Origin of the sequence: Streptomyces radicis, assembly GCF_003626575.1 — a bacterium.
GTDB lineage: Bacteria > Actinomycetota > Actinomycetes > Streptomycetales > Streptomycetaceae > Streptomyces > Streptomyces radicis.
In genome coordinates, this window is record NZ_RBDY01000004.1 from 225,468 (window position 1) to 238,805 (window position 13,338).

The window sequence follows — 13,338 nt, forward strand, 5'->3', positions numbered from 1 at the left end:
CAGGTCGGCCGCCTGCGACGCGGACCCGGGTCCTCGCGAGTTCATCTCGACTGACCTCCTTGTCGTATCGGAAACAAACTGAGTGCTCGGTCTGTTTCGTAAACGTAACGAGTGCTCGGTCGGTTGTCTAGTATGGGGAGACATGAGTACTCCAACGACGCCCACCGCGGGCGTGCGGGGCGATGGCAACAAGATCTCGGCGCGTGGGGAGGCGCGACGCGCGCGCATCATCGAGGTCGCGACCTCGCTGCTCGCGCGGAACGGCTCGAGGGGAACGTCCCTGGCCCAGATCGCCTCGGCGGCCGGTGTCTCTCAGACCGGGCTGCTCCACCACTTCTCGACCAAGGAGCAGCTGCTGCACGCGGTGCTCGACAATCGGGACGAGCACGAGAACGCCCTGCTCTGGCGGGGCGGTCCGGATCCCGGGCTCGGAATCTTCGACGTCGTCGCCGACGTCGTCGCCGACTGGCCGAAGCAACCCGAGCTCGTGGGTCTCGTCGCCATCCTCGTCGCGGAGAACGTCGGTACCGACGCCACCCTCAAGGACCGACTCACCGCCAAGTACCGCGAAACCGTCGCGCGACTCGAGGAGACGTTGGTGTCCGCGCGATCGCGAGGCGAGATCCGTGCGGACGTCGACCTGCACGCCAAGGCCATCGAGATCCTCGCCTTCCTCAGCGGCCTCGAGATGGCGTGGCTCGTCGACAGCGACGTACCCGCCCATGCGACCGCCATCGGATGGGCTGCCGCACAGGTGGAAGTCCTTGCCATCACATAGCAGTACTCCAGCCGGCAACTCCAGGGGGAATCACATGACCACAGCCCCAGGGGAGTTACGTGACCGTCGACACCCACACCCGGCCGGGACCGGGAGCAGCGGCGAGTTCCTGCTCGGCGGGTCCGATGAGGCTCCGTGGCCCTACGAAGGCGAGCGCTCGGCGACCGGGAAGCCAGGGCTTGGCCCGTCCGTACCGTCGATCAGGGGACGGCTGGAGCGGGTGCGCGTGTCGGAAGCGGCGTCGTCATGGGCCGAGTTCGAGGTGATCCGGTGACCACCGCGCGGGAGGACGAGCTGATCGTCGCCGAGACGTTCGGTCCGACGTTCCAGGGTGAGGGGCCGTCGGCCGGGCAGCAGGCGGTGTTCATCCGGCTGAGCCGCTGCGACCTCTCCTGCGGCACGCACCCGTCGGCCAGCGGAGCGCGAGGCGGGAACGCGCAGGTGACCGCCCTCACCCCCATGGACGCCGCCAACGTCCGACGCGCCTCCCGACGCGCCCTCGCCCGCGTCGACGGCATCGACCCCGCCGACTGGACACCCCGCGAAGGGCGGCCGCCACACCAGCACACCCACACCACAGAGGCCGCCTCCCTCGCGGGAGACGGCCTCTGATCTGTGGAGCTAAGGAGAATTGAACTCCTGACCTCTTGCATGCCATGCAAGCGCTCTACCAACTGAGCTATAGCCCCTTGCCTGTCCGCCTCGGGCTTCCCCTCGGCGGCGGTGCCTACTCTACACGGGGGGTCGGGGCGTTTGCCAAATCCATTGTCAGACGGACGCGAACGAGTAGAACCGCTTCAGGGCGCAGTGCTCGTCCAGGAGGCGGCCGTAGATCGGCTCGCCCTCGAGCTCGCGGTAGACCTCGATCGGGTCGCCCTTGATGATCAGCGCCCTGGCGCACTCGACGCACCAGTACTGGTACGCGACGTTGACGGGCTGGAGGTCGCGGACGATCGGGGTTCCCGCGCCGCACCAGTCGCACTTTCTGCTGTGGGCACCCATGCGCGATCAGCTCCACCCTCGATTGCGGGCCGTGCACACGAGGCATACCCCTCCGTCCGCTCCCGACGTGCCCCCGATTCTGCCACGTCACCGGCGACCCGATAAGCCCACGGATCCCGTCTCCACACGAAGGGAGACGGGATCGATACACAGCGGTCACCTGGACCGGAGGCGTGGGAGGGCGCGGGAGAGGGCGCGTGGGAGGGTCCCCGAGAGGGCACCCGCGAGGGCCGTCGCGGCGATCGCCAGCATCGTGGGCAGCATGGCGTCGGCCGTCGAGAGGGTCGACTCGGCGCGGTTGATGAACAGGGTGCCGAACGCCGCGATGCCGACCAGCATGCCCAGTTGGGACACCATCGCGGTCACGCCGCTCGCGTCGCCCGCGTCCTCGGGCGCGACCAGGGCGAGGGCCCGGGTCAGGACGGGGCCGTAGGCGAGCGCGAGGCCGAGGCCGTTGAGGAGGAACGGGCCGGTCAGCGCCGCCGGGCCGCCGTGGCCCGCGTGGAGCGTCACGGCCAGCCAGGACAGGGCGGCGGCCGAGACGAGGAAGCCCGCCGGGGCCAGGTGGCCGTGCCAGCCGGTGGGCAGCCGCCGCCACAGCAGCGACGTCGCGCCGAACGCCACCGCGGTCGGGATGAACAGCAGCCCCGTGCGCAGCGCGCCATGGCCGAGGCCGCCCGCCGCCTCGGGGCCCTGGAGGTGCAGGGACAGCGTGAACAGCACGCCCGCGTTGACCGACATCGACAGGAAGAGCCGGGTCGCGGCCAGCGGCATGCCCGGGCTGCGCAGGACGCGGGGCGAGAGCAGCGGGGCGCCGCCGCCGCGCGCGAGGCGGGCCTCGTACGCCGCGAAGGCGGCGACCAGGAGCGCGCTCGCGCCCAGCGAGAGCCAGCACCACAGGGGCCAGCCCTCCTCCTGGCCGAGGACCAGCGGAACGGTGAACGCCAGCACCGCGGCCGTCAGCAGGGTGAGCCCCGGCAGGTCGAGGCCGCGGGCGCGTTCGGCGCCGCCCGGGCGGCCGAGGGGGACGGCGCGGAGCCCGGCGACGAGGAGGGCGACCCCGATGGGCACGTTGACGAGGAAGACCGGGCGCCAGCCGAGGCCGAGGAGGTCGGCGCTGATCAGCACGCCGCCGACGACCTGCCCCGCCGCGGCGCCCGTCGCCACCACCAGCGCGAACGCCATCAGCGCACGGGCGCGCTCGGCGCCCTGGAACGTGCGCTGGATGAGGGCGAGCACCTGCGGCAGCATGAGCGCGGCGCCCGCGCCCTGGACCAGCCGGAACGCGATCAACTGCCCGCTCGTGGCCGCGAGTCCGCAGGCCAGCGAGGCGGCGGTGAACACGGCGAGGCCCCCGAGGAACAGCCGCCCGTGCCCGTGGCGGCCGCCGAGCCTGGCGCCGGTGATGAGCAGGACGGCATAGGTGATGGTGTAGCCCGCGAGGACGAGTTGCAGCGCGCCGTCCGACGCGCCCAGGTCGGAGCGGACGGTGGGCGCGGCCACGTTGACGATGAAGACGTCGAGCAGCGCCATGAACTGCCCGATCAGCACGATCGCCAGCAGCCGCCCGGGGCGCCCGGGCGCCGGTGGAGAGGCCGGGGCGGACGAGGCGGGCGTGGGCGCCGTGCGCGTCGGAGGGGTGGTCATGGCGCCAGGCTGGGCCATGGCCGGTACCGGTGGTGAGAGCCCGTTGATACTGGTATTGGCAGCACCCGTCGGCGCCGTTCCCGGCCGGGGCCGGCGGAGGCACGCTGGAGGAGTGACGACGATGACCACCACCGCACGCCCCGCCGCGGGCGACCGCCGCAGGCCGCAGCTCGCGGCGTTCCTGCGCAGCCGCAGGGCCAGGATCGCGCCGCAGGATTTGGGGCTGCCGCCGGGGCCGAGGCGGCGCACGCCCGGGCTGCGCCGCGAGGAGGTCGCGCAGGCCGCCGGGGTGGGCGTGACGTGGTACACGTGGCTCGAGCAGGGGCGGCCGATCAACGCCAGCGCGCAGGTGCTCGACGCGGTGGCGCGCACGCTGCGGCTCGACGAGACCGAGCGGGAGCACCTGTACCACCTGGCGGAGGTGCCGTTCGCGCCCGCCCTGCGGAGCGGCGGGGAGCCATGGCCCGCGGTGGGCGATGACGTGCAGGCGGTGCTCGACGCGCTGGCGCCGCTGCCCGCGGTGATCTACGACGCGCGGTACGACGTGCTGGCGGGCAACGACGCGTACTGGGCGCTCTTCTCGGGGATCGACGTCGATCTGGCGCGGATGACGCCGGGGGCGCGGAACGCCGTCCGGCTGCTGTTCGGGGCGCGGCCCGAGCGGTGCCCGCTGGTGTTCAAGGACTCGGAGCTGAAGTCCATGGTGGCCACGCTGCGCTCGGCGTACGGGGCGCATGCGGGCGAGCCCGCGTGGGAGCGTTTCATCCGCGAACTGGTCGCGGACAGCCCGGAGTTCGCGGCGATGTGGGCCAGCGGGGACGTGGTGCCGCCGGGGCCTCGGATCAAGATGTTCCGCCATGAGGAGGTGGGCGAGATCCGGCTGCGGTCGACGTCGATGTCGATCCACGGCGTGCCGGAGGCCCGCATGGTGGTGTACATCCCCGGCGACGAGGAGACCCGGCTGCGCGTCGAGCGGCTGCGGGAGATCAACGCCGGGGCGACCGGTCGTTGAAGGATCAGACGTCGTTGAACGGTCACACGTCGTCGCCGAGGACCGGCTCGGGGAGGGATCCGGCGTTGTGCTCGGTCAGGCGCCAGCCGCGCACGCTCTCGCCGAGGACGGACCACGCGCAGTTCGACAGGCCGCCGAGCGCCTCCCAGCTGCGCGGGGGCAGGCCGAGGAGGCGCCCGATGGTGGTGCGGATCGTGCCGCCGTGGCTGACGACGACGAGGACGCCGTCGGGCGGCAGCTTCTCCACCGCGCGCTCGACCAGCGGCGCGGCGCGGTCGGCGACCTCGGTCTCCAGCTCGCCGCCGCCCCTGCGCACGGGCTCGCCGCGCTTCCACGCGGCGTACTCGTCGCCGTAGGTGGCCTTGATCTCGTCGTGCGTGAGCCCCTGCCAGGCGCCCGCGTAGGTCTCGCGCAGGCCCTCGTCATGGGTGACGGTCAGCCTCGTGACGGCGGCGAGCTCGGCCGCGGTGTCGACGGTGCGCCGCAGGTCGGACGAGATGATCGCGTGCGGCCCGAGCGTGGCGAGCAGCCGGGCGGCGCGCTTGGCCTGGGCCCTGCCGGTCTCGGTGAGGTCCACGTCGGTGGTGCCCTGGAAGCGGCGCTCCAGGTTCCACGCGGTCTGGCCGTGCCGCCACAGCACGACCCTGCGTCCGCCGCTCAGCTGAGCTCACCGCCCCCGGTCGCCGCGTGCTCGTGGGCCGCGGCCTTGCCCCTGGTCGCCTTGGCGTCCTCGGGGAGGTCGAGCGGCGGGCAGTCCTTCCACAGGCGCTCGAGGGCGTAGAAGACGCGCTCCTCGGCGTGCTGGACGTGCACCACGATGTCGACGTAGTCGAGCAGGACCCAGCGGCCCTCGCGCTCGCCCTCGCGGCGGACCGGCTTGATGCCGAGCGTCTTCAGCAGCCGCTCCTCGATGCCGTCGACGATCGACTTGACCTGCCGGTCGCTGGGCGCGGAGGCGAGGAGGAAGGCGTCGGTGATGGCCAGGACGTCGCTGACGTCGTAGGCGATGATGTCGTGCGCGAGCTTGTCTGCGGCCGCCTGCGCGGCGACCTCGACCATCTCGGTGGCGCGGTCCGTTGCGGTCACGGGTGCGGCTGTCTCCTCGGTGTCGTCCGGCGGTGGGCGTCCGGCGGTGCCGTCCAGCGGTCCCGCGGCTGCCGTTTCAGGATCTCACGGACCTCCGACACTCACTGCCCATAATCCTCGCCCAGGATGATCGTCACATCGGCGTTCCCCGCGCCCTCGCCCTCGACCGCGGCCTCGTCGGGGAGGCCGAGCGTCCTGGCGACCTCGACGGCGACCTCCTGGTGCGCGGGGTCGGCCCAGGTCACCCGGGACTCGGTCTCCGTCGCGTCGGCGGCGCGGGCGTCGACGACGGTGAAGCCGCCGTTGACCAGCGCGATCCTGGCGTCCTCCGCGGCTTCCGCGCCGCTGGCGTCCCTGATGCCGATGCGGGGGGCGGCGCCGGGGTCGGCGTTGCTGACCGTGCCGCCGAGCATGTCCACGACCAGCCCTTCGGCCGTCTCGTCGCTGAGCGTGCCATCGGCCTCGACGGGCAGCGGAACGGTGTCGAACGCGTCCTCCTGCGCGTATCCGGCCAGCTGGGCGAGGCTGACGGCCAGCTCGTCCTCGGTGAGGGAAGGGTCGGTGATCTGGGCGAGCGCCTCGACCACCCGGGTGGCGCCGCTCTCGCCGCTCGGCATCGTGACCATCACCGCCTGCATGACCTGGCCGAAGCGCGCCAGCTGGGCGCTGCTCGGCTCGTCGTCGGCCCGGTGGGTCGCGTAGGCGACGGCCGCGCGCCCGCTGAGCAGCACGTCCTCGCCCCGCGGAACGAGCGGCCCCTCGTCGTCCTCGCCGCCCGCGACCTCGGCGTCGGTGGTCAGGGTGATGCCGCCGACCAGGTCGACCAGGTTCTCGAGGTAGGGGGTGTCGAGGCGCCAGGTGCCCTTGATGTCGGCGCCGAGCAGGCCGCCGATGGCGTCGCGGACCGAGCCCGCGGCCTCCTCGTTGACCGCCTCGCCCAGCGTGGTGGTGCCGCCGTCGGGGGTGACGGCGAGCTCGTTGGGGAGCAGCAGCGTGGTGCCGGTGCCCGCGGTCTCGTTGGCGATCAGCAGGGCCGTGGACGACTCGTCGGAGTCGACGGGGCGCAGGTGCAGCACGATCACGTCGCGGACCTCGGCGCCGGGGCCGCCGTCGGCGGCGGTGTCGGAGCCGGGGAGGAACGGCAGCCGGTCGGTCAGCCACAGGAACGCCACGCCGCCGACGAGGGCGAGCACCAGCAGGATGACCAGCAGCTTGACCTTGGTGCGGCCGCGGCGTCTGGCCTCCTCGCGGCGCTCGGTGCGGCTCTCGGAGAACTTGAGCCAGTCGATGACGTCCTCGGACTCCTCGTCCCGCTCCTCGACGAAGGCGAACTCGTCGGTCCCGTGGTCGTCGTCCCCTCCGCCCGAGCCGTCGCCGCCGTCGCCGCCATCGGCCCCTGGCGCCCCTGGGGCGCCGTCCCCGCGCTCCCCCGAGCCACGGCGCTGCGGCGGAACGTCGGCCACCGGCGGCGCCTCGGGCGCGACGGGCTGCTGCTGGCCCGTTCCCCAGTCGGCCGTGACGGGCCGCTGCTGCCCGGTGTCGTCCTGCACGGGGTAGCCCGGCGCGGGATAGCCCTGCGGCGCGTAGTCCTGCGCCGGGTAGCCCTGCGCGGCGTAGTCCTGCGGGTCCGCGTACCCCGGGTACTGCTGGTACCCCTGCGCGTACCCCTCGGTGACCGGCGGCTGCTGGCCCGTGCCGTAGTCGTACCCGTACGGATCGCCCGCGCCCTGCTGCCAGTCCTGGCCCTGGGGATACGGCTGCTGGTGGTGGCCCTGCTCCTGTCCCTGCGGGGGGACCTCGTGCGCCTGCGGGGGGACGGAGCCGTACAGCGGGCGGCCGTACTCGTCGTAGCCGTAGACCTGCCCGTACGGATCCTGTCGGTCGTTCACCACTGCCGCCCTTCAGTCCGTTCAGCGCGCCGGTTCGCCAGGGTTCCGGTAGAGCGCCCGCTTGTTGATGTAGCGCACGACCCCGTCCGGCACCAGATACCAGACGGGATCGCCGCGGGCGACCCGCTCGCGGCAATCGGTGGAGGAGATGGCCAGCGCGGGCACCTCCACGAGGGACACGCCACCGCCGGGCAGCCCCGGGTCGGCCAGCGTGTGCCCCGGACGGGTCACCCCGATGAAGTGGGCCAGCGAGAACAGCTCCTCGGCGTCGCGCCAGCCGAGGATCTGCGCGAGCGCGTCGGCGCCGGTGATGAAGAAGAGGTCGGCGTCGCCGTGTTCGGCCCGCAGGTCACGCAACGTGTCGATCGTGTACGTCTTGCCACCCCGGTCGATGTCGATCCTGCTCACCGAGAACTGGGGGTTGGACGCCGTCGCGATCACCGTCATCAGATAGCGGTCCTCGGCCGGTGACACCTCGCGGTGCCCCTTCTGCCAGGGCGTCCCGGTCGGCACGAACACGACCTCGTCCAGGTCGAACCTGGCCGCCACCTCGCTCGCGGCGACCAGGTGCCCGTGGTGGACGGGGTCGAACGTGCCGCCCATCACGCCGAGCCGCCGCTTTCCGACGCCTATCTGTCCCGCCATGGACCGGGCCTCAGCGATCGCGGTTCAGCCGGGTGGTGATCCAGAGCAGCAGCAACAGCGCGGCCAGGGCGCCGCCGCCGATGGCGTAGGGGTTCAGGCTCGAGTGCCCGTGGCTCTCCTCGGCGAGGGTGTGCACGAGGGACACGGCGTTCGAGGCGGTGAGCTGAGTCATACGCGGACCAATCCGGGAACGGGAGTGCTGTGGACACTGCGTGGACACCGTGGACACCGAGGAGGCCCGGTGTCGAGAGCCGGTGTCCGGTGTCCCAGTGTCATCGTATGCGGAGGACTATGCCATGGCCTCTTGCCCCCATCGCTCGCTACCGTGCGGTGAACGGCCACGGCGCGGGCCGCGGGGAGACACCAGGAGGGGGCCGTCCGATGAGCGACCACACGACCGGAGGGAACGACGGGGCGGGGACGCGGGAACGACGGCGTTTCCCCGGCATGTCGCCCCGCGCGTACGAGCATCCGGCGGACCGCTCGGCGCTCGTCGCCCTGCGCAAGCTGACCGGATTCGACACGGTGTTCAAGGCGCTCAGCGGCATGCTGCCCGAGCGGAGCCTGCGGCTGCTGTTCCTGTCGGACTCGGTGCGGGTGGGCGAGCGGCAGTTCCCCGCGCTGCACGCGCTGCTGCTCGACGCGTGCCGGACGCTCGACCTGGAGACGGTGCCCGCGCTCTACGTCTCGCAGGACCCACAGCCCAACGCGATGTGCGTCGGCCTGCACCAGCCCGTCATCGTGCTCACCACGGGCCTGGTGGAGCTGCTCGACGAGGACGAGACGCGGGCCGTCATCGGCCACGAGGTCGGGCACGCGCTGTCGGGCCACGCCGTCTACCGCACGCTGCTGCTCTTCCTGACCAGGATGGCGGTGCGCGTGGCGTGGATCCCGCTGGGGAACGTGGCGGTCTCGGCGATCGTGACGGCGCTGCGCGAGTGGTTCCGCACGTCCGAACTCTCCGCGGACCGCGCGGGGTTGCTCGTCGGCCAGGACCCTGAGGCGTCGATGCGCGGGCTGATGAAGCTCGCCGGGGGCAACCACCTGCACGAGATGAACGTCGACGCGTTCCTCGAGCAGGCCGACGAGTACGAGGCGGGCGGCGACCTGCGCGACTCGGTGCTGAAGATCCTCAACGTCCTGCCGCGCTCCCACCCGTTCGCCGTCGTGCGCGCCGCCGAGCTGCGGCGGTGGGCCGCGAGCCGCGACTACCAGCGGCTCATGGACGGGCACTACCCGAGGCGTTCGGACGACAAGGACGCCTCGGTCGCCGGGGCGGTGCGGGAGTCGGCGGGGCACTACGCCGAGCGCGTGCGGACCAGCGGGGACCCGCTGGTGAAGCTGGTGAGCGACGTGGCGGGCGGCGCGGGCGAGCTCGGCGGCAGGCTGCGGGACTTCGCGACGGGCGCGAGCCGCAGGCCGCCCAGGGGGGATGACGAACGTTCCTAGGCCCTGTCCGTCCTAGACGGGCGGGTCGTCGGCGGTGAACGTGGCGCACAGGGCGGCGCGTTCGGCGTCGAGGACGTAGGGGTCGGCGCCCTCGGACGCCGGGTGGTCGGCCCGTTCGCCCGCGAGCAGCGGGTGGAGCACCGCCGAGCGGTCCACGGCGCAGTCCATGGGCCCCGCCGTGGTCTCCACCTGCCGCACCACGACATACCGGTCGCGCAGCTCCTCCTCGCCGAACTGGAGCCGCACCTGCCGCTGCACCGTGAACAGCGCGGCGGGCGCGGCCCGCACCCCGGCGGGCCGCAGCGCGTACACGAAGACGTGCCTGCCGTGGACCTGGAGGATGTCGTCGGCGACCTCGGTGATGCTGAAGCCGCCCTCCACCCGCACCTGCGGGTCGGCGAGCGCGGCCTCGTCGGGGTCGAAGCGCACCAGCCAGTCGGTCGCGACGGAGAGCGTGCCATGGCCGCCCACCGCCTCGTCGAAGTGCTGGCGCTGCTCGGCGCCCAGGAGCTCGCGCACGGGCACGGTCGTCGTCCCCGCGAGCACCTCGGGCGTCAACGCGCCGGCGACCACATACTCCTTGGCCAGGGTCAGCGCGGTGAGGACCTGCTCGGTGGAGAAGTGCGCGGTGGCCACGGGGTCGGGCAGGTCGACGCCGCCGGGTCCCGCGCCATATCCGGCGGCGGGGCTCTGGGCGTAGAGGCTCGCGAGGTCGTCGCCGCCGGGGACCGCGCCCTCGGGGGCCAGCGCGAGGGTCATCGCGGCCGGGGGGTCGGCGACCAGTGAACGGCCCACGTCGTAGGGGTTGTTGGCGCCCAGGTAGATGGCGGCGGCGAAGGCCATCAGGATGATGAGCGCCAGGGCTATGCCCTGCTTGGGCACCGTCCTGCCGCCCTGGCCGCCCGGCTCGGGCGGGCGGGTGCGCACGGCGGTGGTGTGGTCCTCGAGGCGCTGGCGCGCGGAGAACTCCTGGAGGCGGGCAGCCCTGATGAACGACTCGTCGAAGACGGTCGATCGATACTCCTCGTCCCCGGCTCCCGGGGCTCCCCCGGAACTTCCCCCGGGAGGGTCAGCTCGCCCGGCCACCCTTCAAGCGTAGGTCGCCGGGCGAGGTGTCAACAGCCCCCACGGCGGGGCAATTCAGGCCGTGACCCGTCGTTGTGGGCCGGATCCGCGTCAGGAGCCGCCCCCGGCGCCGTCCGGCTCGACCACCGTCCGCTCGTCCTCGCCCGGACCGGGGTCGCGGGACGGGGCGGAGCCTGAGCGTTGCACGGCGATCAGCGCGAACGCGATCACGCTGATCCCCATCACCATGGCGAGCACACAGGCGACGGGCCGCTGCCAGCGGGCGGGCCGCCAGCCGGGACCGCGCGTCCCCCAGTGCGGCGGGTGCGCCCTGGCGTGCGCGCCGCCGTCGCCGCCGAAGCGGGCGTAGGCGTGCGCGGGCGGAGGAGGAGCGGGGGCGAACGCCGGGGGCACCGCGACGCCGTCCTGCTCTTCGGGGTCCTCGGTGGCGTAACGCGTGTAGTCCGAGCGGTCGAACCTGCCCTCGTCGTCGGGGTCTTCACCGTCGAAGCCGTCGAAGGCGTCGGCCCGCTCGGGGTCGGTCGAGGGGTCGGAGAGGTCGGTCGAGGGGTCGAGGGAGTCCAGGGAATCGGGTCCTTCGAAGCCGGCGAGCCCATCGGCGCCGCCCGGGTCGATGTCCGGATCGCGGTAGTACAGGCCGAGCTCGGCCGCCGCCTCGGACTCCGCGCGCTCCATCGCGGCGAACAGGATCCGCTCGGCGGCGGTCGGCTCGTGGATCTCCGCGGCTTCGACAAAGTCGTCGTCGAGGACCAGGGAGGCGAACGCCTCGTCGGCGGCCCTCCGTTCCTCGCTGCTGGGGCCTTCGCCGTCTCGGAACGGCAGGCCCCCCAGATCGTCCGGCACGCATCCAGCCTAGGACGAATGCGCCCGTGAGGGGAGGGTCGTCCGAAATTCACTCCCGGGTGTGACCGTCCCCCGTCACCACATACGTGGTCGAGGTGAGCTCGGGGAGGCCCATCGGGCCCCTGGCGTGCAGCTTCTGCGTGGAGATGCCGATCTCGGCGCCGAAGCCGAACTGCCCGCCGTCCGTGAAGCGGGTGCTGGCGTTCACCATGACGGCCGTGGAGTCCATGCGCGCGACGAACCGCCGCGCCGCCGCCGTGTCCCGCGTCACGATCGCCTCGGTGTGGCCCGAGGTCCAGCGGCGGATGTGCTCGACGGCCGCGTCGAGCGAGGGCACGACGGCCGCCGCGATGTCGTAGCTCAGATACTCGGTCTCCCAGTCGGCCTCGGTCGCGGGGACGACGGGCGTGCCCGCGTCCTGGCCCGCCTTCTGCCACGCGTCGTCGCCGTGCACCGTGACCCCCGCGTCGGTCAACGCGGCCAGCGCGCGCGGCAGGAAGCGGTCCGCGATCCCGGCGTGCACGAGGACGGTCTCGGCGGCGTTGCACACGCTGGGGCGCTGGGCCTTGGAGTTGACCAGGATGTCCACGGCCATGTCGAGGTCGGCCAACTCGTCGACGTACACGTGGCAGTTCCCGACGCCGGTCTCGATGACCGGGACGGTGGACTCGGTCACCACCGTGCGGATCAGGGAGGCGCCGCCGCGCGGGATCAGCACGTCGACCAGGCCGCGGGCACGCATCAGGGCGTGCACGGACGCGCGCCCCTCGCCCGGCACCAGCTGCACCGCGTCGGCGGGCAGCCCGGCCCCGGCGACGGCGTCGCGCAGCACGGCGACCAGCGCGGTGTTGGAGGCGTACGCGGAGGAGGAGCCGCGCAGCAGCACGGCGTTGCCCGACTTCAGGCACAGGGCGGCGGCGTCCACGGTGACATTGGGCCTGGCCTCGTAGACGATGCCGACCACGCCGAGCGGGACGCGGACCTGCCGCAGCTCGAGGCCGTTGGGCAGGGTCGAGCCGCGGACCACCTCGCCGACCGGGTCGGGCAGCGCCACCACGTCGCGCACGTCGGCCGCGATGGCCGCGATCCGCTCGGGGGTCAGGGTGAGCCGGTCCACGATGGCCGCGGGGGTGCCGGCGGCGCGGGCCCGCTCGATGTCCGCGGCGTTGGCCTCGACGACCTCGGCGGAACGGGCCAGGAGCGCGTCGGCCACGGCGGTCAGCGCCGCGTCGCGCGCGGTGCGCGGCAGCGGGGCCAGCAGCGCGGCGGCGGCCTTGGCGCGGCGGGCGGCGGCGATGACGTCGGCCGCCTCGGGGGCGGTCTGCTCGGGGGCGCGGCTCATGCGGTGCAGCATAGTCGGGCCCTCGGACACCGGACCGCCGGATATCGGACGCTCAGAAGGGGTGGACCCCCACGGGGACGGCCGGGGGCGGGCCGTAGCCCTCCGCGATCCGCTGGTGGTACGTCTCCCGCCCGATGACCTCGAGGCCGACGATCTCCCAGGGCGGCAGCCGCGCCGTGTGCCGGTGCTCGCCCCACAGGCGCAGCGCGACGGCCGCCGCGTCGTGCAGGTCGCGGGCCTCTTCCCAGTAGCGAACCTCGGCGTGGTCGCGTGCGTAGCGGCTGGTCAGCAGGAAGGGGTGGTCGTGGGCGAGGCGTTCGAGGCCACGCCGGACATCGGTCAGCGGGGCCGCCTCCCCGGCCACGCTGAGCGTGATGTGCCACAGGCGCGAAGCGTCGCGCCGCACCCCCTCCCGGCGCTGGTCTTCCCCGACGCTGGCCAGTCGTCTCACCGGCAGCCTCCTGACATGGTGCTGAAGTGGTGCAGTGTGGTGGGGGTGGGCACCCCGCACGAGTGGATCAGCCCGTGCCGACGGAGGGGGCCGTTTCCCCGAACCTTC

15 protein-coding genes and 1 tRNA gene are annotated in these 13,338 nt (G+C 73.2%); 4 read left to right on the top strand and 12 right to left on the bottom strand.

Translation table 11 applies throughout. From position 1 onward, the window contains the following. Positions 1 to 142: 142 nt before the first annotated feature. Together D7318_RS08625 and D7318_RS34755 are read left to right on the top strand one after the other, a co-directional pair. Positions 143 to 778 carry a TetR/AcrR family transcriptional regulator gene (locus D7318_RS08625; protein WP_120696283.1) on the top strand — a complete coding sequence of 212 codons (636 nt, stop codon included), beginning with the start codon at positions 143 to 145 and terminating at the stop codon, positions 776 to 778. 270 nt (positions 779 to 1,048) lie between these two features. Further along, entirely contained in the window at positions 1,049 to 1,390 is a 342-nt protein-coding gene (locus tag D7318_RS34755) for a hypothetical protein (protein WP_220729580.1), read from the top strand. A 4-nt stretch (positions 1,391 to 1,394) separates the two neighbouring features. On the opposite strand, the gene D7318_RS08640 is transcribed toward D7318_RS34755, so the two are convergent. The 3 genes from D7318_RS08640 to D7318_RS08650 form a co-directional block, all read right to left on the bottom strand. Next, positions 1,395 to 1,467 (bottom strand) — tRNA-Ala (locus D7318_RS08640). Positions 1,468 to 1,546: 79 nt separating this feature from the next. Continuing rightward, positions 1,547 to 1,780: a hypothetical protein gene (locus D7318_RS08645; protein ID WP_049575784.1), complete on the bottom strand. Its 234-nt coding sequence runs from the start codon at positions 1,778 to 1,780 to the stop codon at positions 1,547 to 1,549. Between the two features lie 156 nt (positions 1,781 to 1,936). After that, positions 1,937 to 3,427 carry an MFS transporter gene (locus tag D7318_RS08650; RefSeq protein WP_183091329.1) on the bottom strand — a complete coding sequence of 497 codons (1,491 nt, stop codon included), beginning with the start codon at positions 3,425 to 3,427 and terminating at the stop codon, positions 1,937 to 1,939. Positions 3,428 to 3,548: 121 nt separating this feature from the next. On the opposite strand from D7318_RS08650, the gene D7318_RS08655 reads away from it, so the two are divergent. Then, positions 3,549 to 4,439: a helix-turn-helix transcriptional regulator gene (locus D7318_RS08655; RefSeq protein WP_120696284.1), complete on the top strand. Its 891-nt coding sequence runs from the start codon at positions 3,549 to 3,551 to the stop codon at positions 4,437 to 4,439. 22 nt (positions 4,440 to 4,461) lie between these two features. On the opposite strand, the gene D7318_RS08660 is transcribed toward D7318_RS08655, so the two are convergent. From D7318_RS08660 to D7318_RS32740, 5 genes are all read right to left on the bottom strand, one after another. Next, positions 4,462 to 5,079: a histidine phosphatase family protein gene (locus D7318_RS08660; RefSeq protein ID WP_120696285.1), complete on the bottom strand. Its 618-nt coding sequence runs from the start codon at positions 5,077 to 5,079 to the stop codon at positions 4,462 to 4,464. Between the two features lie 17 nt (positions 5,080 to 5,096). After that, positions 5,097 to 5,525: a ribosome silencing factor gene (rsfS, locus tag D7318_RS08665; protein ID WP_120696286.1), complete on the bottom strand. Its 429-nt coding sequence runs from the start codon at positions 5,523 to 5,525 to the stop codon at positions 5,097 to 5,099. Between the two features lie 101 nt (positions 5,526 to 5,626). Beyond that, on the bottom strand, positions 5,627 to 7,414 hold the full coding sequence (locus D7318_RS08670; RefSeq protein ID WP_120696429.1) for an LCP family protein: 1,788 nt from the start codon (positions 7,412 to 7,414) through the stop codon (positions 5,627 to 5,629). Positions 7,415 to 7,435: 21 nt separating this feature from the next. Continuing rightward, a complete protein-coding gene (gene nadD, locus D7318_RS08675) occupies positions 7,436 to 8,059 on the bottom strand; it encodes a nicotinate-nucleotide adenylyltransferase (RefSeq protein ID WP_120696287.1) in 624 nt (207 codons plus the stop codon). Positions 8,060 to 8,069: 10 nt separating this feature from the next. Further along, positions 8,070 to 8,231: a hypothetical protein gene (locus D7318_RS32740; protein ID WP_181727566.1), complete on the bottom strand. Its 162-nt coding sequence runs from the start codon at positions 8,229 to 8,231 to the stop codon at positions 8,070 to 8,072. Positions 8,232 to 8,440: 209 nt separating this feature from the next. Here D7318_RS32740 and D7318_RS08680 point away from each other — a divergent pair, with 209 nt between their 5' ends. Further along, positions 8,441 to 9,508: a M48 family metallopeptidase gene (locus D7318_RS08680; RefSeq protein ID WP_120696288.1), complete on the top strand. Its 1,068-nt coding sequence runs from the start codon at positions 8,441 to 8,443 to the stop codon at positions 9,506 to 9,508. A 12-nt stretch (positions 9,509 to 9,520) separates the two neighbouring features. Here D7318_RS08680 and D7318_RS08685 read toward each other — a convergent pair whose 3' ends face one another. The 4 genes from D7318_RS08685 to D7318_RS08700 form a co-directional block, all read right to left on the bottom strand. Next, complete coding sequence (locus tag D7318_RS08685) at positions 9,521 to 10,594, bottom strand: SCO2583 family membrane protein (RefSeq protein WP_120696289.1); 1,074 nt, start codon at positions 10,592 to 10,594, stop codon at positions 9,521 to 9,523. 90 nt (positions 10,595 to 10,684) lie between these two features. After that, complete coding sequence (locus D7318_RS08690) at positions 10,685 to 11,437, bottom strand: SCO2584 family spore wall biosynthesis protein (RefSeq protein ID WP_120696290.1); 753 nt, start codon at positions 11,435 to 11,437, stop codon at positions 10,685 to 10,687. Between the two features lie 49 nt (positions 11,438 to 11,486). Further along, positions 11,487 to 12,779, bottom strand: a complete 1,293-nt coding sequence (locus D7318_RS08695) for a glutamate-5-semialdehyde dehydrogenase (protein ID WP_120696430.1) — start codon at positions 12,777 to 12,779, stop codon at positions 11,487 to 11,489. A 52-nt stretch (positions 12,780 to 12,831) separates the two neighbouring features. Further along, the gene (locus D7318_RS08700; protein ID WP_408055458.1) at positions 12,832 to 13,290 is read right to left on the bottom strand and encodes a hypothetical protein; all 459 of its coding nucleotides are present in this window, start codon (positions 13,288 to 13,290) and stop codon (positions 12,832 to 12,834) included. Between the last annotated feature and the right edge of the window lie 48 nt (positions 13,291 to 13,338).